This is a genomic window from Embleya australiensis, from assembly GCF_051903075.1.
In the GTDB taxonomy this organism is placed as follows: Bacteria; Actinomycetota; Actinomycetes; order Streptomycetales; family Streptomycetaceae; genus Embleya.
In genome coordinates this window covers 1,845,707-1,872,608 of sequence record NZ_CP182422.1, presented here as the reverse complement: position 1 = coordinate 1,872,608, position 26,902 = coordinate 1,845,707, and the positions used below count along the sequence as shown (strand labels likewise).

Sequence of the window (26,902 nt, the reverse complement as noted above, 5' to 3'; positions counted from 1 at the left end):
ACCGGCGAAGATCGCGTAGGTATCCTCGCGCCAACAGGGGGCCAAGAGGGGGGAGGGCATCCGGCGTGACCGAGCCGACGCACGAAAGCGGCAACGCCACCGACGACGCCTCATCCGCCACACCCACCGACCCGCCCGTCGGGGCAGGGCCGGCCGCGGGCGCCGAGCCGGCCATTCCCGCGGAGCCGGGGGACAGGACGGCGCAAGGCGTGCGCGCGGATCATCCGAGCACGGACGATCCCGCCGAAGGCGGCGCGCCCACGGACGGTGTCACCGCGGAGGACGACGCGAGCGCCGCCTTCGCCGCGATACCCGGCAGCCGAATATCGAGCACGGGGTCCCCGGTCGAGACACACTCGCCCGCCGGCCCTCCCGCCGCCGCGCCCGACGCCCCCGAGTCGGCCTCCGCCGTACCCGCCGCCACCGAACCCCCGAGCTCCGCGCCGCTCCACCCCGCGCATCCGGCCCCCGTCCGTCCCCGCTCCGTCGCCCGTCGCCTCGCCGCCCCCCTGCTCGCGCTCGCGCTGGCCCTCGCCGCGCTGATCGCCTTCGGCGTCACCCTCAGCGGACCGGGCAGCGCCAGGCCCCACGACGCCGACGGCGCGCTCGGCGCCCCGCGTCCCGGCACCGCCACGCCGATGGCCCCCGCGCACGGGCCGACCATCGCCACGGCGGACATCCAGGCCATCGCCGACCGGCGCACCGCGGCGATCCTGGCCCGGGACGAAGCCGCGTTCACCGTCGACCTCGACCCGGACGTCCCCGACCTGGTCGGCGGCCAACAGCGGCTGTTCCGCAACCTGGCCCGAGTGACCTTCGACCGGCTCGCATACCGCGTCGAGACCGTGCAGACCATGCCCGCGGCCGACGACCGGATCACCGCCTACGTGGACGTCTCCTTCGACCACCGCATCTCCCACGCCGACACCGCCACTGTCGGCGAGGGCTACCGCTGGACCATCGTCCGGGACGCCCCCGGCGCGCCGCTGCGGATCACGGGCGTGGACGGCACCCCCTACGACGGGGCCGGCTACGCCTACGCCCGCGACTACCCCGCCCCCTGGGACCACGCCGACCTGACCGTGGTTCGCCGCGAACACGTGGTCGTGCTCGCCGACCCGGCCACCGCCCGGGGCGCCGACCGCCTCGCCGACGCCGCCGAGGCGGCGGCGCGCGCCGACATCGACACGTGGTCCGACGGCGGGCCGCCCGGCACCGCCCCCGGGTTCGTGATCGTCCCGGTCGCCGACCGCGACACGTTCTATCGGCTCTACGGCGGCCGCACCGGCGACCACGGCGAGGAATCCGGCCTCACCTACGCCCTGCGCACCATCGGCCCGGACGGCAAGGGCCACTTCGGCGGCTCGCGGATAGTCCTGGACACCACCTCGGGCTGGTTCACCTCCACCAACCCGCGCCGACTCGGCGAACTGCTGCGGCACGAGATGGCCCACGCCCTGGTCACCCCGCTGCGCAACGAGGTACCGAACCAGGACCAACCCGTCTGGGTCGTCGAGGGCTTCGCCGACTGGCTGTCCCTGCGCGGACACACCCCGCTCGGCACCGACGAGCTGTACGAGGCCAGGACCTACATCGCCGGCAACCGCTTCACCGGCAAGCTGCCCACGGACAACGAGCTCTACCAGGCCGACACCGTCGGCAACGCCGCCGCGTACGAGCTGGCGCACCTGGCCATCCGCCGGATCGAGGAAATCGGCGGCACCCAGGCCGTGTACGGCTTCGTCACCGCCGTCTACGCCGACCCGGCCCCCGCGGCCGTGGACGCCGCGCTCGACCGGGCCACCGGCCTGGCCCGAGCGGAGTTCGAGGCGGACTGGGCGGCCCGGGTACACGCCCTCCTGGACGCCTGACCCGGACCGGCCCCGCGACGCCTAGAACCAGCCCCGCTGCTGCCCCAGTTCCTGGAACCAGCCGTGCAGGTAGGCGTTCCAATCGGTCTGGTGCGCGCCCGCGTGCTCGACGGTGAAGCGCCGGATCGCGTCGCTCCCACCGGAGAACGCGCCGCCCTTCTTGTCGATCTCCAGGATCACTTCGGTCCGGTGCTCACCGGACACGAAGGTCAGCTCCACCTCGTTGATCCCGCGCGCGTACGCCTGCGGCGGGGTGAACTCGATCTCCTGATAGAACGGCAGCCGCTGATCCGTGCCCCGGATGTGCCCCAGTTCGAGGTCCGCGGCCCGGAAGTGGAAGCCCAGGTTCCCGAACGCGTCCAGGATCAACGCCTGCGCCGGAAACGCGCCGACCGCGACCGGGTCCAGGTCGCCCTTGTCGATCGCGCGGTCGATGGCCAGCTCGGTGCGCACCCCGACCGTGGTACCGCGTAGGGGCACGCCCCGGAACGTGGTCAGCGGCGCCTCCCACGGCACCGGCAGCCGGAAGTCCAGGTCGTGCGTGGCACCCTCGCGCAGCGTGAACGCGCCGCCGACCTGCTGCCGACCGAACTCCACGTTGCGCCGCTGCTCGCCGTCCTGGGTCTCCACCTCGACCACGGCCTGGAAGCCGACGAACAGCCCCTCGATCTCCTGGTCGACCTTGCCGCCCTGGATCCGGATCCGACCCTCGACCACACCGCCGGGCGTGGTCTCGGCCGCGTGCAACTCGGTCTCCACCGAGGCACCGCCCGCGCCCATGCTCGCCATCAGCTTCTTGAAAACCACGAGGTCTCCTCCCCTTCCCGCACGGCATCCGCCATGCGGAATCGTTACGCCGGGCCATTCCATCACGCACGACCGGCCGTAAGCTGGCTCCCCATGCGTGCTCCCACCGCCGGCGCGGGCCCCACCGCTCCGCTGCCCCGCTCGTTCTTCGACCGCCCGGTCCTCGCCGTCGCCGCCGACCTGCTCGGCCGCACCGTGGTCCACGAGACCGAGGCGGGCCCGGTCGAACTGCGGCTGACCGAGGTCGAGGCGTACGACGGCGCCAACGACCCCGGCTCCCACGCCTTCCGCGGCCGAACCGCCCGCAACGCGACGATGTTCGGCCCGCCGGGACACCTGTACGTGTACTTCACCTACGGCATGCACTACTGCGCGAACCTGGTCTGCGGCCCACCCGACCGCGCCTCCGGGGTACTGCTGCGCGCCGGCGAGATCACCACCGGCCTCGCGCTGGCCCGCGCCCGCCGCCCGACCTCCCGCAAGGACACCGACCTTGCCGGCGGCCCGGCCCGCCTGGCCACGGCGCTGGCCCTCGACCGCGCCCAGGACGGCGTCGACGTCTGCGACCCGGCCGGCCCGATCCGCGTCCTGTACGGCACCCCGCCCCCGCGCACCGCGATCCGCACCGGCCCGCGCACCGGCGTCGGCGGCGGCGGAGCGACCCAGCCCTGGCGCTTCCACATCGCCGGCGACCCGACGGTCAGCCCCTACCGGGCCCACCAGCCCCGCAAGCGCACCACGAAGCCGGCCGAGCCACCCGCCGCCGGCGCCCCGGTGCAAAGCGGTTAGCGTCGAGGGCCGAGCGTCGGGCACCCTTGCACCACCGGTCGTACCACCGACCCGCACCACCCCACCTGTCGAACCTACCGAGGAGACCAGGCACTGTGACGGACATCGTCGACGAGCTGCGGTGGCGGGGCCTGCTGGCCCAGACCACCGACGAGGACGCGCTCAAGAAGGCGTTCGCGGACGGTCCCGTCACGGCCTATTGCGGGTTCGACCCGACCGCGGCCAGCCTGCACGTCGGCCACCTCACCCAGGTGCTCACGCTGCGCCGGCTCCAGCTCTTCGGGCACCGCCCGATCGCCCTGGTCGGCGGCGCCACCGGCCTGATCGGCGACCCGAAGCCGTCGGCCGAGCGCGCGATGAACGAGGTCACCACCGTCGCGGGCTGGACCGACCGGATCCGCGGCCAGCTCTCCGCGTTCCTCGACTTCGAGGGCGGCGAGCCGAACACCGCGGTGATGGCGAACAACCACGACTGGATCTCGCGGCTGAGCATCGTCGAGTACCTGCGCGACGTCGGCAAGCACTTCAGCGTCAACCAGATGCTCGCCCGCGAGACGGTGAAGTCCCGGCTCGCCGGCGAGGGGATGAGCTACACCGAGTTCAGCTACGTGCTGCTCCAGTCCTACGACTTCGTCGAGCTGTACCGACGGCACGGCTGCACGCTGCAGATCGGCGGCAGCGACCAGTGGGGCAACATCACCGCCGGCCTGGACCTGATCCGCCGGATCACCGCCAACGAACCGCACGGCCAGGCACACGCGCTGACCACCAACCTGCTGACCAAGGCCGACGGCACCAAGTTCGGCAAGACCGAGGGCGGCACGGTCTGGCTCGACCCCGAGCTGACCACGCCGTACGCCTTCTACCAGTTCTGGCTCGGCGCGGACGACCGCGACGTCTCGCGCTACCTGCGTACGTTCAGCTTCCGCTCGCGCGAGGAGATCGAGGCCCTGGAGCGGGACAGCGAGGAACGCCCCGCCGCCCGCATCGGCCAGCGCGCCCTCGCCGAGGAGTTGACCACGCTGGTACACGGCGTCGAACAGTGCGCCGCGGTCGTCGAGGCGAGCAAGGCGCTGTTCGGCCAAGGCGACCTGACCGCGCTCGACGAGCCCACGCTGCGCTCGGCCGTGGCGGAACTCCCCGGCGCACGGCTCTCGGAGGGCCCGACCGTGGTGGACGCCCTGGTGGCCACCGGCCTCGCCCCGAGCAAGGGCGGAGCACGGCGCACCATCAAGGAGGGCGGCGCCTACCTCAACAACGTGAAGGTGGCCGACGAGGACGCGGTGATCGGCGCGGCCGACCTGCTGCATGGCCGCTGGGCCCTGCTGCGCCGCGGCAAGCGCAACCTCGCGGCGGCGGAGATCACCGCCTGACACACGGCAGTTGATGGTTCACCAGCTGTTCGCGCGGAAGACGCGTCAAGCCGGTTCCCGACCCGTTCCACTGGGTATAGGGGATCGGCTTGACCCGTCCAAGAGGGTGGTTTAAACTCGTACGAGTCGCAACTCTGGGAGATCCGGACAGGCGCGCCCTCAACACCGGCGCGATGGCCGATCCCACCGCGACTCATACCCCAACGATAGATCCGGCCACGGACAGCCTTCGGCTGCGCCGTGCCTGTGGTGTCTCCATGGGTGTGAACCAGTAGAACCAGTGATCGAGACAGTCTCATGAAGCACGCGGAATTTGATCATCCAAATTCCGGGGGTTTTATTTGTGCTGCCATTTATTACTGGGAATCACATTCCGTGAATGTGGTTCGGAAATACCGCCGAAACCTGCTACGGTTGAGGCATCGAGCACCGGAGAGATCCGGAGCAGGACGCGCGGCTCGCAAGCCGCCGGCACCGCAGGATTGATCAAGCGGGGTCGGTGGAGGCGGGAAAACGGGTCTGCTAGGCTCACCGGGCCGGAAGCAAAGAAACGAAAGTTTCGAAAGCGGAAGGCAGCGGAAACGGACGAAAAGCGGGTCGGAAGATCTGCTAGAGTCTGAAAGGCGGAAAGCGCGGGAACGCGCCGGACGCCGAAAGCGAGGAAAGTGAAGCGGCCGAAACGGTGTGCTAAGCTGGAGACGCGAAAGCGAAACACAGGAAGCACAAAAGCAACATAAACTGAACGTCAAACGCCCGGAGGGCGCGGTTGATTCCGCACCGAAGGAAGCGTCCGTTCCTTGAGAACTCAACAGCGTGCCAAAAGTCAACGCCAAAGAAACACCCCCGGCGCTGAACGTCTCTCCATTCGGGGAGTCGCGGTCAGTGTTGGTGGTTCCTTTGAAGAAAATCCTGGGTCCTGTCAGTGGGCCCAGGTCACAGCAAGGACGCGGGCGACATACCCGGATCATTCCTCCGGGAGAGTCGCCGCTCACTTATTGTGTTCCACCGGATTACCGGTGAACATCAATGGAGAGTTTGATCCTGGCTCAGGACGAACGCTGGCGGCGTGCTTAACACATGCAAGTCGAACGCTGAAGCCCTTCGGGGTGGATGAGTGGCGAACGGGTGAGTAACACGTGGGCAACCTGCCCTGCACTCTGGGATAACTTCGGGAAACCGGAGCTAATACCGGATAATATCTTCCACCGCATGGTGGGGGGTTGAAAGTTCCGGCGGTGCAGGATGGGCCCGCGGCCTATCAGCTTGTTGGTGGGGTAGTGGCCTACCAAGGCGACGACGGGTAGCCGGCCTGAGAGGGCGACCGGCCACACTGGGACTGAGACACGGCCCAGACTCCTACGGGAGGCAGCAGTGGGGAATATTGCGCAATGGGCGAAAGCCTGACGCAGCGACGCCGCGTGAGGGATGACGGCCTTCGGGTTGTAAACCTCTTTCAGCAGGGAAGAAGCGAAAGTGACGGTACCTGCAGAAGAAGCACCGGCTAACTACGTGCCAGCAGCCGCGGTAATACGTAGGGTGCGAGCGTTGTCCGGAATTATTGGGCGTAAAGAGCTCGTAGGCGGCCTGTCGCGTCGGATGTGAAAACTCGGGGCTTAACCCCGAGCCTGCATTCGATACGGGCAGGCTAGAGTTCGGCAGGGGAGACTGGAATTCCTGGTGTAGCGGTGAAATGCGCAGATATCAGGAGGAACACCGGTGGCGAAGGCGGGTCTCTGGGCCGATACTGACGCTGAGGAGCGAAAGCGTGGGGAGCGAACAGGATTAGATACCCTGGTAGTCCACGCCGTAAACGTTGGGAACTAGGTGTGGGCGACATTCCACGTCGTCCGTGCCGCAGCTAACGCATTAAGTTCCCCGCCTGGGGAGTACGGCCGCAAGGCTAAAACTCAAAGGAATTGACGGGGGCCCGCACAAGAGGCGGAGCATGTGGCTTAATTCGACGCAACGCGAAGAACCTTACCAAGGCTTGACATACACCGGAAACATCTGGAGACAGGTGCCCCTTTTGGTCGGTGTACAGGTGGTGCATGGCTGTCGTCAGCTCGTGTCGTGAGATGTTGGGTTAAGTCCCGCAACGAGCGCAACCCTCGTTCTGTGTTGCCAGCATGCCTTTCGGGGTGATGGGGACTCACAGGAGACTGCCGGGGTCAACTCGGAGGAAGGTGGGGACGACGTCAAGTCATCATGCCCCTTATGTCTTGGGCTGCACACGTGCTACAATGGCCGGTACAATGAGCTGCGATACCGCAAGGTGGAGCGAATCTCAAAAAGCCGGTCTCAGTTCGGATCGGGGTCTGCAACTCGACCCCGTGAAGTCGGAGTCTCTAGTAATCGCAGATCAGCATTGCTGCGGTGAATACGTTCCCGGGCCTTGTACACACCGCCCGTCACGTCACGAAAGTCGGTAACACCCGAAGCCGGTGGCCCAACTCGCAAGAGGGGGAGCCGTCGAAGGTGGGACCAGCGATTGGGACGAAGTCGTAACAAGGTAGCCGTACCGGAAGGTGCGGCTGGATCACCTCCTTTCTAAGGAGCACATAGCCCGCTTCGGTCGCATGTATCGAAGGGGTTGCTCATGGGTGGAACGTTGACTATTCGGATCGTGATTCGACACGGGATCGCAAGTACTGCTCGCAAGAGCGTGGAAAGCGTGGTCGTGGAGGAGATCGGTTCGGGCACGTTGTTGGGTCCTGAGGGAACGGGCCCGGCCCTACTAGCCAGTCGTGGCTGGTGGGGCTGGTCTGTTGTCTCGGGAAGGTTCCGATCCTCGGACGGTCCTCGAACCGCCGGTCTTCATGGCTGGTAGGCGTCGATCTTCAGGTCCGTGGGAATCGGTTGTTGTTTGAGAACTGCACAGTGGACGCGAGCATCTGTGGCCAAGTTGTTAAGGGCGCACGGTGGATGCCTAGGTACCAGGAACCGATGAAGGACGTGGGAGGCCGCGATAGGCCCCGGGGAGCTGTCAACCGAGCTGTGATCCGGGGGTGTCCGAATGGGGAAACCCGGCAGTCGTCATGGGCTGTCACCCGCACCTGAATATATAGGGTGTGTGGAGGGAACGCGGGGAAGTGAAACATCTCAGTACCCGCAGGAAGAGAAAACAACCGTGATTCCGAGAGTAGTGGCGAGCGAAATCGGATGAGGCTAAACCGGTCACGTGTGATACCCGGCAGGGGTTGCGTGATCGGGGTCGTGGGAGTGTGCTTGATCGGTCTGCCGGCCGGTCGGCGAGTCAGAAACCGTATGTGTAGTCGAAGGACATGCGAAAGGTCCGGCGTAGAGGGTAAGACCCCCGTAGACGAAACATGTACGGCTTGCTTGCGCATTTCCCAAGTAGCACGGGGCCCGAGAAATCCCGTGTGAATCCGGCGGGACCACCCGCCAAGCCTAAATATTCCCTGGTGACCGATAGCGGACTAGTACCGTGAGGGAAAGGTGAAAAGTACCCCGGGAGGGGAGTGAAATAGTACCTGAAACCGTGTGCCTACAAGCCGTGGGAGCGTCGTCATCCGCGCTTGTCGTGTGGTGGCCGTGACTGCGTGCCTTTTGAAGAATGAGCCTGCGAGTTTGCGGTGTGTGGCGAGGTTAACCCGTGTGGGGTAGCCGTAGCGAAAGCGAGTCCGAACAGGGCGATTGAGTCGCGCGCCCAAGACCCGAAGCGGAGTGATCTAGCCATGGGCAGGGTGAAGCGCGGGTAAGACCGTGTGGAGGCCCGAACCCACCAGGGTTGAAAACCTGGGGGATGACCTGTGGTTAGGGGTGAAAGGCCAATCAAACTCCGTGATAGCTGGTTCTCCCCGAAATGCATTTAGGTGCAGCGTCGTGTGTTTCTTGCCGGAGGTAGAGCACTGGATTGTTGATGGGCCTCACCAGGTTACTGAGATAAGCCAAACTCCGAATGCCGGTAAGTGAGAGCGCGGCAGTGAGACTGCGGGGGATAAGCTCCGTGGTCGAGAGGGAAACAGCCCAGAGCACCGACTAAGGCCCCCAAGCGTGCGCTAAGTGGGAAAGGATGTGGAGTCGCAGAGACAACCAGGAGGTTGGCTTAGAAGCAGCCACCCTTGAAAGAGTGCGTAATAGCTCACTGGTCAAGTGATTCCGCGCCGATAATGTAGCGGGGCTCAAGCGCACCGCCGAAGTCGTGTCATTCGTATGTTAGCCAAGCCTTCGTGGTTCAGGTGTACGGATGGGTAGGGGAGCGTCGTGCAGCGAGTGAAGTCGCGGTGGAAACCAGTGGTGGACGCTGCACGAGTGAGAATGCAGGCATGAGTAGCGAATCACACGTGGGAAACGTGTGCGCCGGATGACCAAGGGTTCCTGGGGCAGGCTAATCCGCCCAGGGTAAGTCGGGACCTAAGGCGAGGCCGACAGGCGTAGTCGATGGACAACGGGTTGATATTCCCGTACCCGCTACGATGCGCCAGCGCTGAACCTCGTGATGTTAAGGCCGTGAAGCCGCCGGGATCCTTCGGGTGATCGGATGGGTGGAGCCGCCGAACCAATCGGGTAGTAGGTGAGCGATGGGGTGACGCAGGAAGGTAGTCCAGCCCGGGCGGTGGTAGTCCCGGGGTAAGGGTGTAGGGCGAGAGATAGGCAAATCCGTCTCTCATACAGCCTGAGACCTGATGCCGACCCGATTGTGGGGAAGTGGATGATCCTATGCTGCCGAGAAAAGCCTCTAGCGAGTGTCGTGGCGGCCCGTACCCCAAACCGACTCAGGTGGTCAGGTAGAGAATACCAAGGCGTTCGGGTGAACTGTGGTTAAGGAACTCGGCAAAATGCCCCCGTAACTTCGGGAGAAGGGGGGCCATTGTTGGTGATCCCTCTTGCAGGGTGAGCTGGTGGTGGCCGCAGAGACCAGCGAGAAGCGACTGTTTACTAAAAACACAGGTCCGTGCGAAGTCGTAAGACGATGTATACGGACTGACGCCTGCCCGGTGCTGGAACGTTAAGGGGACCGGTTAGCTCTTCGGGGCGAGGCTGAGAACTTAAGCGCCAGTAAACGGCGGTGGTAACTATAACCATCCTAAGGTAGCGAAATTCCTTGTCGGGTAAGTTCCGACCTGCACGAATGGCGTAACGACTTCTCGACTGTCTCAACCACAGGCCCGGTGAAATTGCACTACGAGTAAAGATGCTCGTTTCGCGCAGCAGGACGGAAAGACCCCGGGACCTTTACTATAGTTTGATATTGGTGTTCGGTTCGGCTTGTGTAGGATAGGTGGGAGACTGTGAAGCCGTGACGCCAGTCATGGTGGAGTCGTCGTTGAAATACCACTCTGGTCGTGCTGGATGTCTAACCTGGGTCCGTGATCCGGATCAGGGACAGTGTCTGATGGGTAGTTTAACTGGGGCGGTTGCCTCCTAAAGGGTAACGGAGGCGCCCAAAGGTTCCCTCATCCTGGTTGGCAATCAGGTGTCGAGTGTAAGTGCACAAGGGAGCTTGACTGTGAGACCGACGGGTCGAGCAGGTGCGAAAGCAGGGACTAGTGATCCGGCGGTGGCTTGTGGAAGCGCCGTCGCTCAACGGATAAAAGGTACCCCGGGGATAACAGGCTGATCTTCCCCAAGAGTCCATATCGACGGGATGGTTTGGCACCTCGATGTCGGCTCGTCGCATCCTGGGGCTGGAGTAGGTCCCAAGGGTTGGGCTGTTCGCCCATTAAAGCGGTACGCGAGCTGGGTTTAGAACGTCGTGAGACAGTTCGGTCCCTATCCGCTGTGCGCGTAGGAGTCTTGAGAAGGGCTGTCCCTAGTACGAGAGGACCGGGACGGACGAACCTCTGGTGTGCCAGTTGTTCTGCCAAGGGCATGGCTGGTTGGCTACGTTCGGGAGGGATAACCGCTGAAAGCATCTAAGCGGGAAGCTTGCTTCGAGATGAGGACTCCCACCAGCTTCGGTTGGGTAAGGCCCCCGAGAGACGATCGGGTTGATAGGCCGGGTGTGGAAGCCCTGTGAGGGGTGGAGCTGACCGGTACTAATAGGCCGAGGACTTGTCCTCAGTTGCTACGCGTCCACTGTGTGGTTCCCGAACCGCAATCGGTTTCGGGGAACCTGTTTGATAATTGAATCACCGCATGTGATTTCTGGTTCACCGAGTAGCCCTGTTTTGTGGGTTCGATGGTTTTCCGGTGGTCTTGGCGGAGAGGAAACGCCCGGTCTCATTCCGAACCCGGAAGCTAAGCTCTCCAGCGCCGATGGTACTGCACTCGAAGGGGTGTGGGAGAGTAGGACGCCGCCGGAATCTACGTGAATAAGGGGCCCCACCCCGGTGGGGCCCCTTATTTTTTTATCCTGTTCTATTTATCGTGGCGACCCCTGTGTACAGGGGTTCACGGCCACTGTCGGGTGCGCCGACTTCGTTCGTCATACGGGACAATGGTGGTCGCGCCACAGGCGACTGCGTACCCGTACGACGATCACGAGGAGCAAATCCCATGTCCAATCCCCCCTCCGAAGGACGGCCGAGTCGCCGTCCCGGTGGATCGCAGTACTCGGGGGGCGGTGGCGGCGGTGATCGCCGGCCGTTCAACCGTGACGATCGTGGTGGCCGTCCGGCTTCCGGTGGTCGTGGCCAGGGCGGTCGTGACGATCGGGGCGGTTCGCGTTCTTCGTTCAACCGTGACGACCGTGGGGGCAACCGCGGCGCGGGTACGGGGCGTCCGCAGTCCGGTGGGCGGGACGATCGTGGTGGGTTCTCGCGTCCGTCGTTCAACCGGGACGATCGTTCCGGTGGCGGTGCGCGTCCGCCGTATCGGTCGGACCGGCCCGAGCGTTCGGATCGGCCTGCTCGGGACGACCGTGGTGGGTCGCGTCCGCCGTTCAACCGTGATGAGCGTGGTTCCGGTCGGCCGTCGTACGGCCGCGACGATCGTGGTGGGTCGCGTCCCTCGTTCAACCGTGACGACCGTGGTGGGGACCGTCGTCCCCCGGCGGGGCGCGATGATCGGCCCGGGTTCCGTGAGGAGCGCGGCGGGGATCGTCGGCCGCCGTTCCGGTCGGACCGGCCCGAGCGTTCCGACCGTTCCGACCGTTCCGACCGGCCTGGTCGTGATGATCGTGGTGGGTCGCGTCCGCCGTTCCGGTCGGATGCTCCGGAGCGGGATCGTGGGCAGTCGCGGACGTCGTACGGGGCTCGCGGCGACCACGCGATCGCCCGCCCGAACCGCGAGGACCGGCCGTCGTACGGCCGTGACGATCGTGGTGGTCGGCCGTCGTATGGCAATCGGGACGACCGTGGTGGGTCGCGTCCCCCGTTCAACCGTGACGACCGTGGTGGGGACCGTCGTCCCCCGGCCGGGCGCGATGATCGGCCCGGGTTCCGTGAGGAGCGCGGCGGGGATCGTCGTCCGCCGTTCAATCGTGATGAGCGTGGTGGGGACCGTCGTCCGCCGTTCCGGTCGGACCGGCCCGAGCGCTCGGACCGGCCTGCCCGCGATGAGCGTGGTGGGGCGCGTCCTTCCTACGGTCGGGACGACCGTGGTGGGCCCGGTGGGCGGTTGCCGTTCCGTTCGGACCGTGGCGACCGGCCTGCGCGGGACGATCGTGGTGGGTCGCGTCCGGCGTTCGAGCGTGACGACCGTGGGTCCGGCCGGCCGTCGTATGGCAATCGGGACGACCGTGGTGGGTCGCGTCCGCCGCAGCGGGCGGAGCGGCCTGCTCGGGACGAGCGGGAGTTCGGGGATCGCGACCACCGTGACGGCGCCAGCAGCCGGCCGACCTACAACGGTCGACCCGGTGCGCGGCAGCCGTTCCAGGAGCGTCGTCCGGCGCCGCGGCGCGACGACCGGGGTTCCGGGCGTCCGGCCGGTGGCGGTCGGGACGATCGTGGTGGGGCGCGTCCGCCGTTCAATCGTGATGACCGTGGTGGGGACCGCCGTCCGCCGTTCCGGTCGGACCGCCCCGAGCGCTCGGACCGGCCTGCCCGCGATGACCGTGGTGGGGCGCGTGCTCCGTTCCGGTCGGATCGGCCCGCTCGGGACGATCGTGGGGGCTCGCGTCCCTCGTTCGGTCGGGACGACCGTGGTGGCCGGCCCTCCTTCGGGGACCGGGACCGCGATCGTGGCGGTCGGTCGTCGTACGGGAACCGGGACGACCGCGGCGCTTCGCGGCCGTCGTACGACCGTCGGGACGAGCCGGGCTACGTGCCGGTCGAGCGCATGTTCATTCCGGAGGACGTCCAGGCCGAGGAACTCGGTGCGGAGGCGCGTCAGGAGCTGCGCGGGCTGCCCAAGACGCTCGCCGACGAGGTCGCGCGCAACCTGGTGATGATCGGCCGTACGGTCGACGAGGACCCCGAGCTGGCGTACAAGTACGCGAAGGTCGCGCTGCGGCTCGCGTCGCGTGTCGCCGCCGTGCGTGAGGCGGCCGGGATCGCGGCGTACATGGCCGGGGCCTACGCCGAGGCGCTGTCCGAGCTGCGGGCGGCCCGGCGGATGACCGGGTCGAGCGAGCACTGGGCCGTGATGGCCGACTGCGAGCGTGGCCTGGGCCGTCCGGAGCGGGCGTTGCAGATGGCCGGGGCGGACGAGGTCAAGGAGCTGGACAAGGCCGCGCAGATCGAGCTGCGGATCGTCGCGGCCGGTGCGCGCCGGGATCTGGACCAGCTCGACGCGGCCGTGGTCACCCTTCAGGTGCCGGAGCTGAACTCGGCGTCGACGAACCCGTGGGTGGCGCGACTGCGGTTCGCGTACGCCGACGCGTTGGCGGCCGTGGGTCGCGACGACGAGGCGCGGGACTGGTTCGGGCGGGCCGCCGAGGCGGACACGACGGGCGAGACCGGTGCGGCCGAGCGGGTCGCGGAGCTGGACGGGCTCGACTTCACCGATGCGCTCGACCCCGACGCGGAGGACGACGACGAGGACGAGGTCGACGTCGACATCGAGGACTCGGCTGCGGAGGCGGTCGAGTTCGAGGGTGGCGCGGAGGACGAGGCCGAGGCCGAGGTTGCGGCCGAGATCGACTCGGACGATGACGACGACTCGGATGAGGACGGCGACTCGGTCGTCGGCGACGTCAAGGACTGACTGAGCGTCGAAGAGGTGTGAAGGGAAGGGCCCGGCATTCGTGCCGGGCCCTTTTTGTGTTTCGGGGTTGTGGGCTACGTGGTCATTCGGTCAGGTCGAGGCTTCTGAGGACCAGGCCCGTGGCCGGCTTCGGGCCGAACGAGGTGGATTTTCTGGGCATGCGGATGTCCTGTTCGGCCAGGTCCCGGACGACTCGTTCGTCGGTGGGGCGCAGCAGGATCGCGGTGCCGCCGGTGCGGTTGGCCTGGCGGACGGCGGCTGCGGCGTCGTGGACGTAGGTGATGTTGTCCCAGTTGTCCGGCACATGCCACACCTGTTCGAGCAGGGCGGCGTGCAGGACCGTGGCGTCCAGGCTGCGCCAGGTGCGCGGGCGGTCGGCGCGGATGGCCAGGTCGAGCAGGTCCGGGTCGGGGCCGGTGAGCAGGTGGAAGCGGCGGTCGCCGGCGAGCAGGAAGGCCGGGCCGGTGGCCTGGTCCAGGGCCCACAGGGCGGCGGGCAGCGTGCCGTCGAGGGGGCGGGCCAGGAACGCGCCCGCGCCCGCGTCGCCGTAGGTGGCCAGTTCGTTCAGTGCCTGTGCGGGGCGCAGCTTCGGCAGCACGCGGTGGATCGCGCCGACCCGCAGCGGGTGGCGGACGGTGTCCACGAGCAGCACCAGGCCGCGGTCCCAGGGACCGTCGCCGCGGCCGTCCGCGTGCGCGCGGTCGCGCATCCGGGCGTAGGCCGCCCAGCGGTGGTGGCCGTCGGCGATCAGCGCCTTGCGGACCGCCAGGTCGTCGCGGATCCCGGCGAGCGCCTGGCGATCGGTCACCCCCCACAGCCGGTGCCGTATGCCGTCGGGTGTGCGCAGGCCGACGAGCGGCGGCTGGTGGGTGGTCTGTTCGACGATGTCCGACGCACGTCCGCCGCCCGTGTACACGAGCAGGATCGGCTCGGGGTTCGCCGACAGCTCGGTCATGATCGCGGCGCGGTCGGCGACGGGGCCGGGCATCACGTCCTCGTGCGGCAGTACCGCGGAGTCGAGCGAGAGGGCGCCGATCAGACCGCGTTGGATCGAGTTGTGGTCGCGCTGCTCGTAGACGTAGAGCGTGGGCAGCGGATCGGGACGCAGCACCCCCTCGGCGAGCCACGTGCGCAGCGTGGTGCCGGCGTGTACCGCGCTGCGCGGCAGCACCAGGCGCACGATGTTGTGCGGGTCGGCGTCCTCCAGCGCGGGTACGCCACCGGGCTCGACCACGTCGTACGGTGGCGAGGTCACCGACGCGACGTCCCCCACGCGGTCCGGGTCGTAGCGGAGCCCGCGGAAGGGGGCCAGATCGAGCCCGTTCGGCACTGCGTCATCCATGACCGAATGTTACGGGCCCGAGGGCGGGCAAGATCAGGACATCCGATGTCGCCGGCCTCCGGATCGTCGGACGTCCCGGGTTCGGGGGCGTCGGTTCGGCGGACGGCGGGTGGTCGAGGTACGGGAGGGCATCATGGCGATGGCTCAGGGAGCCGACGGGGTGAACGGTGCGCCCACTGGAGACGTGTACGACTGGTATCGGCGCGGGGTGCAGCTGCTCGCGTCGGGTAATCCGGCCGCCGCCGCGCTGTTGCTGGCGCGGGCGGCGGACGCGGCGCCGGAGTCGCGCAGTGTGCGGGAGGCGCTGGCGCGGGCCTGGTTCGACTCGGGCAGACACGATGAGGCGCTGCGGCACTTTCGGACGGTGGCGGAGTCGGACCCGGCGGACGACTACGCCCAGTTCGGCTGGGGCCTGTCCGCCTCGCGGCTCGGCGACTTCGAGACGGCCGTGGAGCACTTGGCGCTCGCGGTGGCGATGCGGCCGGAGACCAAGCACTACCGGACGGCGCTGGTGCAGGCGCGGGCCACGTTGCGGGCGCGGGCGGGGGCGTACGGGACGATCGGTGCGGACGGCCGGGACGGCGGGTCCGGTCGCAACGGTGACGAGACGAGTGACAGGAGTGGCGACGCGTGAGCGGGCATACCTCGGCGGTGGCGACGGACGGTTCGGGCGGGGACGGGGGTGAATTGGCGCGGGCCTACGACGTGGCGCTGCTCGACCTGGACGGGGTCGTGTACACGGGTGCGCGGGCGGTGCCGCATGCGGTGGAGGTGTTGGCCGAGGCGCGTGAGCGGGGGATGGGGCTGGCGTTCGTCACGAACAACGCGTCGCGTACGCCCAAGTCGGTGGCGGAACATCTTGTCGAGCTGGGGGTTCCGGCGCAGCCGGAGGACGTGGTGACGTCGGCGCAGGCCGCGGCGCGGGTGGTCGCGGAGCGGGTGCCCGAGGGGGCGTCGGTGCTGGTGGTCGGCGGTGAGGGTCTGGAGGTGGCGCTGCGGGAGCGTGGGTTGCGGCCGGTGCGGTCGGCGGATTCGGGCTCCGGTTCGGGCTCGGGCTCCGGTTCTGGTTCCGCTGGGGACGGGCCTGCGGCGGTTGTGCAGGGGTTTGCCGCGGATGTGGGGTGGGCGGCGTTGGCGGAGGCGTCCTATGCGGTGGCGCGTGGGGTGTTCTGGGTGGCCTCGAACGCGGACCTGACCATTCCGACGGAGCGCGGGATCGCGCCGGGGAACGGGGCCCTGGTGGGGGTGGTGCGCGCGGCCACGGGGGTCGAGCCGGTGGTGGCGGGCAAGCCCGAGCTGCCGCTGCATCGCGAGACGATCCTGCGTACCGGGGCGCGTCGGCCGCTGGTGGTGGGCGATCGGCTCGACACGGACATCGAGGGCGCGCACAACGGCGGCGTGGACAGCCTGCTGGTGCTGACCGGGGTGACCACGCCCGAGGCGTTGTTGGCGGCCGGTGCGGGGCAGCGGCCGACGTTCGTCGCGGAGGACCTGCGGGCGCTTTTGGAGCCGGCGGTGACGGCGCGGCGGGACGGTGACGCGTGGGTGTGCGGCGGGTGGTCGGCGCGGGTGGTGGACGGCGCGTTGGCGGTCGAGGGCGAGGGTGCGCGGATCGACGGGTTGCGGGCGGCGTGTGCGGCCGTGTGGGCCGAGGACGCCGAGGCGGCGGCTCGGGTCGACGCGGGCGGGGTGGTGCAGCGGCTGGGGTGGTAGCGGGAGGGGGGTCGGTTCGGGCGCGGCCGGGTGGCGCGGGGTTTTCCGGGTCAGATCAGCTTGCGGAGTACCAGCAGGTCCTTGAAGGACGCCTCCAGCTTGACCCGGCCCTTGGCCCACGCGGAGGCGAAGTTGAGGGCGCCGGCCACCAGTGCGACCAGGTCGTCGCCGGTCATGGCCAGTCGGATCTGCGCCTTCTCGGTGCGCGGCTCGGTGTCGATGTCGTGCAGGGCGCCGTCGCGCAGGCGTCCGGAGAAGGTGACGTCGAGGTCGGTGACGTGGCAGCTGAGGCTGCGGTCGAGTTGGGTGGCCTTGCGGGTGTCGCCCTCCGCTCGGCCCATCTTGGCGGACAGTTCCTCGAGGGCCGTGCGGCACTCTTCGACGGTGGCCATGCGGGGACATTCCTTCCGTGGGATCCGGTTGGCGACCGTACCCCACCCGGGGGCGGGCGATGTCCGTGGCGGTCGATCGGCCGGCCGTCGGTGCGGGGCGGTTCGGGTTCGGGTTCGCCTCGTTCGTGTCGGCGGCATGTCGTTGCTTCCGTTCGCGCGCCGGTCGAGAGGGTAGCGTCGGGGGCAGACCGATCATCGCCGTTCGTATCGCCGCGCAGGCACCGATACGGCGGCCGGAGCAGGAAGGCGGGCGCCGGTTCATGCGAGACGTCGTGCGCAGTTACCTTCAGATTGCCAGTGGCTTGACCGAGATGACCAGGCAGCGGGTCACCGAGGTGGCCAAGGTCCTCGTCGAGCGCAGCGGCCTCGACCTGGAGCAGGTTCCGGAACAGGCCCAGGCGTTGCCGCAGTTCGTGCAGCAGGTCGCCGAGGAGTTGTACGAGACCGGCAAGGCGAACCGGGACCTGCTCGTGGGCATCGTGCGCGGCGAGGTGGACAAGGCGCTGACCCGTACGCGGCCGTGGACCAAGGATCTGGCCAAGGCCGAGGAGGAGATCACCCGGTTGAAGAGTCGGGTGACGGATCTGGAGCACCGCTTGGCGCGGGCGTCCACGCCTCGGGCGGCGCGGCCCGCGGGCGCGCCGGGAGCGGGCGGGGCGGGGCGTTCGGCCGCGACGCCGGTCGCGACTCCGCCGGCGGCCGGCCCGTCCGTTGCCACGCCGCCGGTCGCCACGCCGCCGTCCGGCAAGCCGGTCGCGAAGAAGGCGGCGGCGAAGAAGAGCGTCGCGGACAAGCCCGCGGTGGACGGTGGTTCGGCGGCGCCGGCCGGTCCGCGCAAGCCGGCGCGCAAGACGAACGGGACGCCCGCCGCGAAGAAGTCGGCGCCGGCCAAGAAGGCGATCCGCAAGCCGACCGCGCCGGCGGCGGACGCGGACGGGCAGTCGTGAGCGAGACCTCGGCGGCGGACGGCGCGGAGCGGGCGGTCGCCGAGGACGTCGCGACCGGGTCGGGCGTCGTCGAACCGCCGCCCCCCACGGGCGACCCGCACGTGGACGCGGTGCTGGCCACCTTGAGCCGTGTGGGTGACCTGCCCACCGAGGCGCACGGGCCGGTGTACGAGGATGTACACCGGGGATTGCGGGACACCCTCGCGGATCTGGATCGTTAGGGCGGGTCCGTGTTCTCCCGTCGGGCTCCGCGACGTCCGGCACCGTGCCCGGCCGTACCGGCGAACCATGCGATCGGGACCACCGAACGGGTGCTTCGCCGGTACGCCGGGGCGTGGCACCGGGCTTCGCGGCGGCCGGCGGGCGACCCACCCGCGCCGGCGCGAGAATGGCGGTTCTCGTCGACGACTTCGGCACAACCAAGGAACGGCAGGCACGACCGGTGGCACGACGCAGGCTCGACGCCGAGCTGGTGCGCAGGGGACTCGCTCGCTCCCGGGACCACGCGAGCGAACTGATCGCGGCCGGGCGGGTGACGGTGGGCGGCCAGGCCGCGACCAAAGCCGCCACCCAGGTCGACGCGGGGGCGGCCGTGGTGGTCGCCGCCGACGCGGGCGACCCGGACTACGTATCGCGCGGCGGGCACAAGCTCGCGGGCGCCCTCGCCGCGTTCACCCCGATGGGGCTGATCGTGGAGGGGCGGCGCTGTATCGACGCGGGCGCCTCGACCGGCGGCTTCACCGACGTGCTGTTGCGCGCGGGGGCGGCGCACGTGGTCGCGGTGGACGTGGGGTACGGGCAGCTCGCGTGGGCGCTGCGCAACGACGACCGGGTGACCGTGCGGGACCGGACCAACGTGCGGGAGTTGACGCCGGATCAGGTGGGGCCGGCGGCCGAGGTGGTGGTGGGCGACCTTTCGTTCATCTCGCTCGGGCTGGTGCTGCCGGCGCTGGTGCGCTGTTCGGCGCCGGAAGCGGACCTCGTGATGATGGTCAAGCCGCAGTTCGAGGTGGGGCGTGAGCGGTTGGGCGCCGGTGGTGTGGTGCGCGATCCGGCGCTGCGGGCCGAGGCGGTGCGGATCGTCGCGGAGCAGGCCGCGAAGTCGGGCCTGGGGGTGCTCGGGGTGACGGCGTCGCCGCTGCCGGGGCCGTCGGGCAACGTCGAGTACTTCCTGTGGATGCGGGCCGGCGCACCCGAGCTGGATCCGGCGGACGTCGATCGGGCGATCGCCGAGGGGCCGCGGTGAAGGGCGTGCGCGATAGCGTCGCGGCGTACGGGTCGGGCTCGGCCCGAGGTGGTGTGGACGGCGGCGCGGCGGATGGCTCGGGCTCGGCCTGCGGGTCGGGGTCGGCCGGGGGCTGCGCCGAGGGTGGTATGGCGTACGGATGCGGCTGCGCCGACGCCGGTATGGCGTACGGATATGGCTGCGGTCGGCGCGATGCGGACGAGGGGATACGGGGATGAGCGATCGCACGATACTGGTGGTCACGCACACCGGCCGTCCCGCGGCGTTGCGCAGCGCGCGGCTGGTGGTGGAGCGGCTGATCGCGGCGGGCCTGGGTGTACGGGTGCTGGAGCCGGAGGCGGACGATCTGGCCCTGCCGGGCGCGGTCGTGGTGTCTGTGGAGCCGGACGCGGCCAAGGGCTGCGAGCTGGCCATCGTGCTCGGCGGCGACGGCACGCTGCTGCGCGGCGCGGAGTTGGTGCGCGAGGCGGCGGTGCCGATGCTCGGGGTCAACCTGGGCCGGGTCGGGTTCCTGGCGGAGGCCGAGCGCGAGGACCTGAACGACGTGGTCGAGCGGGTGGTGGCGCGGGACTACGACGTCGAGGAGCGCATGACGCTCGACGTGGTGGTGCGGGTCAACGGCGAGATCGTGCATACGAACTGGGCGTTGAACGAGGCCGCGATCGAGAAGGCATCCCGCGAGCGCATGCTGGAGCTGGTCGCCGAGGTGGACGGCCGGCCGCTGTCGCGCTGGGGCTGCGACGGGGTGGTGTGCGCGACGCCGACGGGGTCGACGGCGTACGCGTTCTCCGGTGGCGGACCGATCGTGTGGCCGGAGGTGGAGGCGCTGATCATGGTGCCGATCAGCGCGCACGCGCTGTTCGCGCGGCCGGTGGTGGTCTCGCCGAACTCGGTGCTGGCGCTGGAGCTGGCGGCGGAGACTCCGCCCGGTGCGCTGTGGTGCGACGGGCGGCGGACGGTACAGCTGCCCGCGGGCGCGCGTGTGGAGGTGCGGCGCGGGACCCAGCCGGTGCGATTGGCACGGCTGCATCGGGCGCCGTTCACGGACCGGTTGGTGGCCAAGTTCGCGCTGCCGGTGAAGGGGTGGCGCGGGCGGCGTTGAGGTGCTTGGGCGGGTGGGGGCTTGGCTCGCGGGGCGGTGCGGCTTGGTCGGGCGGTGCGGCTTGGTCGGGCGGGGCGGGTGAGGCTTGATCCGCGGGTGGGTGACCGGGCTCGCGAGGCTTGGTGGTCGCGCTCGCGGTGCTCGGTGGTTGGGCCTGGGGCGCGGGACCGCGTGCGCGAGGGCGGCCGGTTGGTGGTTGCGGGGCCTGGTGGTTGTGCTTGCACGGGGCGGGTGGTTGCGCCTGCCAGGTTGTGGGACTGCGCTTGTGGGGCGGTCCGGTTGTGCCGGCGGGGCTTGATGGTCGTGCTCGCGCGGGGCGGGTGGCTGCGCCTGCCAGGTTGTGGGACTGCGCTTGTGGGGCGGGTGGCTGCGCCTGCGAGGCAGGCAGACTGTTCACACCTGGGGGCCATCGGGCTGTGCTTGCGAGGCCGGGTTGCGTCTGCGGGGGGACGGCTGGTGCTTGAGGGGACGTGGGACTGTCCTTGCGGCGTCGGCCGGTTGTGCTCGCGGGGCTCGGTGGTTGCCCTTGTGGGGGCCGGATGGTCGCGCTCGCGGGGGCGGCGGGCTGTGTCGGCGAGGTTGTCGGTTGCGCTTGCGGCGTCGGCCGGCGGGGACTGTGGCGCCGCCGGGCCGTGGGGCTTGCGGGCCGGCCGGCTGCGGCTGTGGGGGTGTGTTGGGGTGGCTGACACACGCCGTTGAACTGCTTTCTTCGCGTGGAGTCCCCGCGACCTCGTAGTGTCGTCCCCGTGCTCGAAGAGATGCGGATACAGGGTCTGGGTGTCATCGAAGACGCCGTAGTCGAGCTCGCGCCGGGCTTCACCGTGGTCACGGGCGAGACCGGCGCCGGTAAGACGATGGTGGTCACCGGGCTCGGCTTGCTGTTCGGTGGGCGGGCCGATGCCGGGCTGGTGCGCAACGGGACGGGGAAGGCTCTGGTCGAGGGCCGGCTCGCGGTGCCGGCGGATTCGCCGGCCGGGCGGCGGGCGGCCGAGGCGGGTGCCGAGGTCGACGACGGCGAGCTGCTGCTGGCCCGGACGGTCTCGGCCGAGGGGCGCTCACGCGCACACGTCGGCGGGCGGTCCGCGCCGATCGGGTTGCTCACCGATCTGGCCGACGACCTGATCGCGGTACACGGGCAGACCGACCAGCAGCGGCTGTTGCGGCCCGCCCGGCAGCGCGCCGCGCTCGACCGGTACGCCGGGGAGGCGGTGTCGGTGCCGCTCAAGGCGTACGGCGCGGTCTACCGGCGGCTGCGCGAGGTGAGCGCGGAGCTCGACGAGATCACCACGCGGGCGCGCGAGCGGGCGCAGGAGGCGGACCTGCTGCGGTTCGGCCTGACCGAGATCGAACAGGTGGTGCCGCAGCCGGGCGAGGACGCCGAACTGGCCGCGGAGACGCTGCGGCTGGGACACGCGGACGCGCTGCGTACGGCCGCGACCACGGCGCACGAGGCGTTGCTGGGCGATCCGGAGACCGGTTCGGACGCGGTGGACGCCTCGACCCTGCTCGGTGCGGCGCATCGGGCGGTGGAGGCGGTGCGGGCGCACGATCCGGCGCTGGCGGCGCTCGCCGATCGGCTGGGCGAGGTCGGGTATCTGGTGGCGGACGTGGCCACGGAGCTGGCGTCGTATGCGGCCGGGGTGGACGCGGACCCGGTGCGGTTGGCGGCGGCGGAGGAGCGGCGGGCGGCGCTGGCGGGGCTGACCCGCAAATACGGCGAGTCGATCGACGAGGTGCTGGCCTGGGCGGAGCGTTCGGCCGCGCGGTTGGCCGAGTTGGACGGCGACGACGACCGCACCGAGGAGCTGACCGCGCAACGCGACGCGCTGCGGGGCGAGTTGACGGTGCTCGCGGGCGAGGTCTCGGCGGCTCGGCACGCGGCGGCGGAGAAGTTCGCGGCGGCGGTGACCGATGAGCTGACGGCGCTGGCGATGCCGTACGCGCGCGTCGGCGTGGCGATCGACGGGGTCGACGACGCGGAGGGGCTGGCGGTCGGGGATCGGGTGCTGGCGTATGGGCCGACGGGCGTGGACGAGGTCGAGCTGCAGCTGTCCCCGCACCCGGGCGCGCCGCCGCGGCCGTTGGCCAAGGGTGCGTCCGGCGGTGAACTGTCGCGCGTGATGCTCGCGGTCGAGGTGGTGTTCGCGGGGGCCGACCCGGTGCCGACGTTCGTCTTCGACGAGGTCGACCAGGGCGTCGGCGGCAAGGCCGCGGTCGAGGTGGGCCGCCGGCTGGCCCGTCTGGCGCGCGTCGCGCAGGTGATCGTGGTGACGCACCTGCCCCAGGTGGCCGCCTTCGCCGACCGCCACTTGGTGGTCGAGAAGTCCAGCGACGGCACGGTCACCCGCTCCGGCGTGGTCACCCTCGACGACGCGGCAAGGGTCCGGGAGCTGTCCCGCATGCTGGCGGGCCTGGAGGACTCGGAACTGGGCCGCGCACACGCGGAGGAGTTGCTGGCCACGGCAGCCGGCGCAAAGCGGGAGGCCGCATCGCCCTGATGGGCGAGCGGGTCCCGCCCGGCGGGCTGCGGGGAGCGTTGGGTGGAGCGCCGAGTGTGCCCCCACCCGGCCCCCCGGCGCTGCCGACCTCGAAGCCTGCGGTTGGAGGCACCGGGCGAGCCTGACCGGGCCGCGGTGGCCGCATGGCCGTGGGCCGTGCGGTCGTGCTGGGCCCGGTGGCCCTGGCGGTGCCCAGGGGAGCGTTGCACGCCGGCCCCCGGTCGGACGGGTACGGCGCTCCGCTGCGCTGCCGGGACGCACGCCCCCTTCACGGTCGGCGGCGGCGCTCGGCACGTGGCGCCCGTCCGCTGCGCGGCTGGGGTGGGTTCGCTGCTGCATGTCGGGGTGCCCTTCGGCTGGGTGTTCCGGTTGGGCCGCTGTTCTGCCTCGGTCGGTGGGTGACTCGGCTCTCGGGCTGGTTTGGTTGTCCCGGGTCGGCGCTCGGGCGGCTTGGGGCTCCGGGTTGGCCTGGTGGCGGACCGTGGGGCAACTGCCTGTGTTTTGAGGGGACTTGACGGATCACGCCAATGGGTTCGGGTGCTTGTCAGGACGGGTGCGGGTTGCTCTACTTGGTTCGCGCCCTGTGTGGAATTGGTTCGCAGTGCTTCTGCTCCTTCGTACGGTTCGGGTCCAGCCCAGAAACCCCGGGAGTCAGCCATGCCAAAGCACATGAAGATCGCTGCGCTCGCCAGTGCCGGTGCACTGGCTGCCGTGACCACGTTCGTCGGGTCCGCCTCTGCGGGCGGGCCCTCGACGGCCCCTTACGACTGTGTGGATGCCAGGGGTCGTGCGTTTCCCGCCAAGGTGACCTATTTCACCGGTGGCGGGCAATTGAAGGTGACCATCTCCGCTCCGCCGATTCCGGCCGGGTTCCCGGCCAACTCCATCAACACCACCGCGATCTTCAATGGGCCCAGCGGTGGCGTTGTCTACGACGGTGCCATCAATCCGCCGTATCCGGGTGGTGCGCCCGTGTTCAATCTGGGGGCCATTCCCAAGGTCAGCGGCACCATCGGGGTCGGCCAACCGCTGGCGGACGTGATCTCGGGTCCGCCGCCCTCGCCCTCCAACTGGAGTCTGCGGGTGCTCTTCCCGGGGTGGCCCGGTTGGTACTGCGTCGCACGCGCACCGCTGAGCCCGACGCTGCTGTACAGCTGAACGAAGCAGCCGAGCCGAGCGGCCGACCGGGACGGCGGCGCGTACATCCACGCGCCGTCGTCCCACCCGTCCCTACCCGCCCGGCCCCTGCCCGCCCGTCCCTACGCGGTCGCCTCCGGGGTTGACGTGAGGCCGTGGTAGATCCGTGGCGCGCCGTCCAGGCGTACCGCCACCCGGCCCCCCGTCGCCGTCAGGGTGCGCTCCCGGCCGATGCAGTCCACCTCGCGGACCGTCGTGCCGGCCGCCTGTACCGACAGGGTCGTCTTGGTCGGCCACGGGTCCACCCACGGTTCGGGCGCGGCGAACCAGCCGGAGTCGGTGGGGTGGGCCGCGTTGAGGATGTAGCCGTCCTTGCGGCTCCACAGGATCGAGATCGGGCCGTCGGGAGAGTCGAACAGCAGGCCCTTGAGGTCCGGGTCGGCCGGGGTCAACCACCGGACGAACGTGGCCCGGTCCAGCACGCGGGCGGCGGTGGCGTAGGCGAGCATGGACGGTTTGGCGCCGAGGTCGCGGTGCATCAGGCCGTAGTGGTACTCGGAGTTCGCCGGGTCGGCCCACTGCGGTTTGCCCAGGACGCTGTCGTGCAGTTGGTACCAGTTCACGCACCGCACGCCCTCGGCCTTGGCCAGCGCGAGAGTGAGCAGTACGTTCTCGGCGGCGTGCCGATAGGTGTCGTGCCACCAGCTGTTCGGCTTGGTGCACGCGTACGCCTCGGTCAGCCACAGCTCCTTCGGGCCGTACGCGGCGATCACCTCGCGCGCCTTGCGCAGTCCGCCGAGGAAGTTCCAATACGTGCCGTTGTCGCCCATCGTCCAGTCGGCCGGCGCCGGGGCGTAGTCGGGGGTGAAGTTGCCCCGGCCCGGGTGGAAGGCGAAGCCGTCGATCAGGTCCCAGCCGCCGGCGTTGCGGAAGTTCTGCGTCCAGACGTAGTCCATCCCGGCAAGTCCCGCGTTGAGCACCTTGGTTGGCGCGCCCGCCGCGGTCAGCCGGTCGCGTACCGGGTGCAGTCCGTCGCGGACGTAGGCGGCGGCCGTCTGGCCGCTCATCCAGGGTTTGTTGATCTCGTTGGCGACCTCGAACCAGTCGGCGTTCGCCCCGATCGCCTTGGCGGTGTTGGTGTCCGCCCATGCGGCGATCTGGGCGGTGGTGCCGCCGAGCGGGATGCCGGCCAGTTCGATGTTGTGGGCCAGGCCGGCCGCGTCAAGCGTGGCGGGTGGCAGGCCGGGGCCGCCGTCGTAGGAGATGCGTACCCGCTTGATGCCGATGCGGTGCATCAGGTCCAGGACGGCCGGCGTGGACGGTTGGAGCAGCCACGGGTAGTTGGCGATCCCGAACATGCTGTCCGCGCCCGCCTGGTAGTCGAACGGCGGCAGCACCGTGAGGTTGGTGCGGGCGAACGCCTCGTCCGGGCCCGAGGTCGCGCTCACCTCGGTGAACACGATGCCGTGCGCCGGTGCGGTGACGGTGAAGGTCCGGGTCCAGGTGGCGCCGGCGGCGACCGTGCCCGAGACGGTGCCGCTGCCCAGCACCGCGCCGTCGAAGTCCCTTGCCCACCAGGAGAGTTGTACCGGTCGGGCGGTGGTGCCACCGTTGGCCACCTCCGCGTGCAGCGGCATCGGTACGCCGCCCTGGTCCCAGAGTGAGAACGGGCGGTCGGTCCACACCTCGACGCCGAGCGGCCGGCCGGAGCCGGTGGTGCCGGCCGCCGCCGGGCGCATCGCGCCGAGTACGAGGTCGGCCTCGGTCACCGCGCCGGTGGCGGTGACGGTGCCCGGGGCGTGGATCCAGGTGGCGTTGGTCCACGCCGGGGTGGAGCCGGCGAGGCGGAAGTAGGCGTTGGTGTCGGCCCAGGTCTCCTGGTAGACCACGCCGGTGTTGGTCTCGTACGGGATGCCGCCGCCCGCGTCCCGGTTCCAGGCGGTGAGCGCGACGAAGGCCTCCGGCGCGGCGGGGGCGAGCACCGTACGGCCGAACATGAACCCGGCCGGGACGAGCGTGGTCGAGCCGCCGACCTCCCAGCGCAGATGCGCGCGGTTCGGGGTGACGTCGAGGACGGCCCGGACGGTGATGCCGTTCGCGGCGGGCGCCAGGGTGTAGTCGACCCGGATCGCCGCTCTGCCGTCCGGGAGGGTGATCTGGGACGGGGTGCCGCCGGTCGTGGGTTGCAGGCCGGCGACGGTGTCCTTGGTCATGAACCTGGTCAGCCGGACGCGTTCGGTGCCGGCGCCGTCGCGGACCGAGATTTGCCCGTCGGTGCCGGCGGTCAGGGAGATGCCGGGGGCGGAGATGGTGACGGGGGCGGTCGTCGTGGCGCCGGCGGAGGCGGGGGTCGCCGCCCCGGCGATTCCGGCTGCTCCGGCCACGCCCGCCACGCCGGTCGCCACGGCGCCGGTGAGGAAGCCGCGTCGGTGCAGGCCGGGGCGGGGGGTGTGGGCGGGGTGGTCCGGTGTGGCGTCGGGTGATTCGTGGCTGTGGTGGTCGGCGGACATGGATCCCTTTCCCGAGCGACGAGGGCGGGCCGCGGAAGCACCCGGAGCGGCGGAAGCGGCGGGCCCCGGCGGGCGCGGTCGAGGCATGACGACGGCGGCGGCGGTGGCGGCCGCAGCGGCAGCCGCG

General features: G+C 69.8%; 16 protein-coding genes and 3 rRNA genes. 15 read left to right on the top strand and 4 right to left on the bottom strand.

What is annotated here, in order from left to right; translation table 11 throughout:
- The first annotated feature begins 65 nt into the window (after nucleotides 1–65).
- Nucleotides 66–1,871 (top strand): hypothetical protein, encoded by a 1,806-nt coding sequence (locus ACMXN5_RS07685; protein ID WP_439674626.1) that lies wholly within the window; start codon nucleotides 66–68, stop codon nucleotides 1,869–1,871.
- 21 nt (nucleotides 1,872–1,892) lie between these two features.
- Here the strand turns inward: ACMXN5_RS07685 and ACMXN5_RS07680 are convergent, their stop codons facing one another.
- Nucleotides 1,893–2,678 (bottom strand): sporulation protein, encoded by a 786-nt coding sequence (locus tag ACMXN5_RS07680; RefSeq protein WP_439674625.1) that lies wholly within the window; start codon nucleotides 2,676–2,678, stop codon nucleotides 1,893–1,895.
- Between the two features lie 93 nt (nucleotides 2,679–2,771).
- On the opposite strand from ACMXN5_RS07680, the gene ACMXN5_RS07675 reads away from it, so the two are divergent.
- The 6 genes from ACMXN5_RS07675 to ACMXN5_RS07650 all read left to right on the top strand — a co-directional run bounded on the left by ACMXN5_RS07675 (nucleotide 2,772) and on the right by ACMXN5_RS07650 (nucleotide 13,888).
- Entirely contained in the window at nucleotides 2,772–3,467 is a 696-nt protein-coding gene (locus tag ACMXN5_RS07675) for a DNA-3-methyladenine glycosylase (protein ID WP_439674624.1), read from the top strand.
- Nucleotides 3,468–3,562: 95 nt separating this feature from the next.
- Entirely contained in the window at nucleotides 3,563–4,840 is a 1,278-nt protein-coding gene (tyrS, locus tag ACMXN5_RS07670; RefSeq protein WP_439674623.1) for a tyrosine--tRNA ligase, read from the top strand.
- 1,023 nt (nucleotides 4,841–5,863) lie between these two features.
- Nucleotides 5,864–7,387, top strand: a 16S ribosomal RNA gene (locus ACMXN5_RS07665).
- 348 nt (nucleotides 7,388–7,735) lie between these two features.
- Nucleotides 7,736–10,863 (top strand): 23S ribosomal RNA (locus tag ACMXN5_RS07660).
- 126 nt (nucleotides 10,864–10,989) lie between these two features.
- Nucleotides 10,990–11,106: ribosomal RNA gene (rrf, locus tag ACMXN5_RS07655) — 5S ribosomal RNA — on the top strand.
- The 16S, 23S and 5S rRNA genes sit together here, the layout of an rRNA operon.
- Before the next feature lie 1,915 nt (nucleotides 11,107–13,021).
- Nucleotides 13,022–13,888: a hypothetical protein gene (locus ACMXN5_RS07650; RefSeq protein WP_439674622.1), complete on the top strand. Its 867-nt coding sequence runs from the start codon at nucleotides 13,022–13,024 to the stop codon at nucleotides 13,886–13,888.
- An 82-nt stretch (nucleotides 13,889–13,970) separates the two neighbouring features.
- Here ACMXN5_RS07650 and ACMXN5_RS07645 read toward each other — a convergent pair whose 3' ends face one another.
- Complete coding sequence (locus ACMXN5_RS07645; RefSeq protein WP_439674621.1) at nucleotides 13,971–15,230, bottom strand: DUF1015 family protein; 1,260 nt, start codon at nucleotides 15,228–15,230, stop codon at nucleotides 13,971–13,973.
- A gap of 133 nt (nucleotides 15,231–15,363) precedes the next feature.
- Here ACMXN5_RS07645 and ACMXN5_RS07640 point away from each other — a divergent pair, with 133 nt between their 5' ends.
- Complete coding sequence (locus tag ACMXN5_RS07640) at nucleotides 15,364–15,864, top strand: tetratricopeptide repeat protein (RefSeq protein WP_439674620.1); 501 nt, start codon at nucleotides 15,364–15,366, stop codon at nucleotides 15,862–15,864.
- Nucleotides 15,861–16,943, top strand: coding sequence for an HAD-IIA family hydrolase (locus tag ACMXN5_RS07635; protein ID WP_439674619.1), 1,083 nt, complete (start codon nucleotides 15,861–15,863; stop codon nucleotides 16,941–16,943). The genes ACMXN5_RS07640 and ACMXN5_RS07635 overlap by 4 nt, the downstream gene beginning before the upstream one ends.
- A gap of 50 nt (nucleotides 16,944–16,993) precedes the next feature.
- Here ACMXN5_RS07635 and ACMXN5_RS07630 read toward each other — a convergent pair whose 3' ends face one another.
- Entirely contained in the window at nucleotides 16,994–17,335 is a 342-nt protein-coding gene (locus ACMXN5_RS07630) for an alkyl sulfatase C-terminal domain-containing protein (protein WP_439674618.1), read from the bottom strand.
- 311 nt (nucleotides 17,336–17,646) lie between these two features.
- On the opposite strand from ACMXN5_RS07630, the gene ACMXN5_RS07625 reads away from it, so the two are divergent.
- From ACMXN5_RS07625 to ACMXN5_RS07600, 6 genes are all read left to right on the top strand, one after another.
- The gene (locus ACMXN5_RS07625) at nucleotides 17,647–18,282 is read left to right on the top strand and encodes a hypothetical protein (RefSeq protein WP_439674617.1); all 636 of its coding nucleotides are present in this window, start codon (nucleotides 17,647–17,649) and stop codon (nucleotides 18,280–18,282) included.
- A complete protein-coding gene (locus ACMXN5_RS07620; RefSeq protein ID WP_439674616.1) occupies nucleotides 18,279–18,503 on the top strand; it encodes a hypothetical protein in 225 nt (74 codons plus the stop codon). The genes ACMXN5_RS07625 and ACMXN5_RS07620 overlap by 4 nt, the downstream gene beginning before the upstream one ends.
- A gap of 167 nt (nucleotides 18,504–18,670) precedes the next feature.
- Nucleotides 18,671–19,528 carry a TlyA family RNA methyltransferase gene (locus ACMXN5_RS07615; protein WP_439674615.1) on the top strand — a complete coding sequence of 286 codons (858 nt, stop codon included), beginning with the start codon at nucleotides 18,671–18,673 and terminating at the stop codon, nucleotides 19,526–19,528.
- Between the two features lie 214 nt (nucleotides 19,529–19,742).
- Nucleotides 19,743–20,630 carry an NAD kinase gene (locus ACMXN5_RS07610; protein ID WP_126643989.1) on the top strand — a complete coding sequence of 296 codons (888 nt, stop codon included), beginning with the start codon at nucleotides 19,743–19,745 and terminating at the stop codon, nucleotides 20,628–20,630.
- A 758-nt stretch (nucleotides 20,631–21,388) separates the two neighbouring features.
- The gene (gene recN / locus ACMXN5_RS07605) at nucleotides 21,389–23,128 is read left to right on the top strand and encodes a DNA repair protein RecN (RefSeq protein ID WP_395787023.1); all 1,740 of its coding nucleotides are present in this window, start codon (nucleotides 21,389–21,391) and stop codon (nucleotides 23,126–23,128) included.
- Between the two features lie 657 nt (nucleotides 23,129–23,785).
- Nucleotides 23,786–24,286, top strand: coding sequence for a hypothetical protein (locus tag ACMXN5_RS07600; RefSeq protein ID WP_395785552.1), 501 nt, complete (start codon nucleotides 23,786–23,788; stop codon nucleotides 24,284–24,286).
- 101 nt (nucleotides 24,287–24,387) lie between these two features.
- Here the strand turns inward: ACMXN5_RS07600 and ACMXN5_RS07595 are convergent, their stop codons facing one another.
- Nucleotides 24,388–26,775: a hypothetical protein gene (locus ACMXN5_RS07595; RefSeq protein ID WP_439674614.1), complete on the bottom strand. Its 2,388-nt coding sequence runs from the start codon at nucleotides 26,773–26,775 to the stop codon at nucleotides 24,388–24,390.
- Nucleotides 26,776–26,902: the final 127 nt, after the last annotated feature.

Bases quoted from the DNA above. Each gene is read 5' to 3' on its own strand.
- ACMXN5_RS07640 (WP_439674620.1), top strand. From the start codon at position 15,364: ATGGCGATGGCTCAGGGAGCCGACGGGGTGAACGGTGCGCCCACTGGA.
- ACMXN5_RS07625 (WP_439674617.1), top strand. From the start codon at position 17,647: ATGACCAGGCAGCGGGTCACCGAGGTGGCCAAGGTCCTCGTCGAGCGC.
- ACMXN5_RS07615 (WP_439674615.1), top strand. From the start codon at position 18,671: ATGGCGGTTCTCGTCGACGACTTCGGCACAACCAAGGAACGGCAGGCA.
- ACMXN5_RS07650 (WP_439674622.1), top strand. From the start codon at position 13,022: ATGTTCATTCCGGAGGACGTCCAGGCCGAGGAACTCGGTGCGGAGGCG.
- ACMXN5_RS07595 (WP_439674614.1), bottom strand. From the start codon at position 26,775: ATGTCCGCCGACCACCACAGCCACGAATCACCCGACGCCACACCGGAC.
- ACMXN5_RS07630 (WP_439674618.1), bottom strand. From the start codon at position 17,335: ATGGCCACCGTCGAAGAGTGCCGCACGGCCCTCGAGGAACTGTCCGCC.
- ACMXN5_RS07675 (WP_439674624.1), top strand. From the start codon at position 2,772: ATGCGTGCTCCCACCGCCGGCGCGGGCCCCACCGCTCCGCTGCCCCGC.
- recN (WP_395787023.1), top strand. From the start codon at position 21,389: ATGCGGATACAGGGTCTGGGTGTCATCGAAGACGCCGTAGTCGAGCTC.
- ACMXN5_RS07610 (WP_126643989.1), top strand. From the start codon at position 19,743: ATGAGCGATCGCACGATACTGGTGGTCACGCACACCGGCCGTCCCGCG.
- ACMXN5_RS07645 (WP_439674621.1), bottom strand. From the start codon at position 15,230: ATGGATGACGCAGTGCCGAACGGGCTCGATCTGGCCCCCTTCCGCGGG.
- ACMXN5_RS07600 (WP_395785552.1), top strand. From the start codon at position 23,786: ATGCCAAAGCACATGAAGATCGCTGCGCTCGCCAGTGCCGGTGCACTG.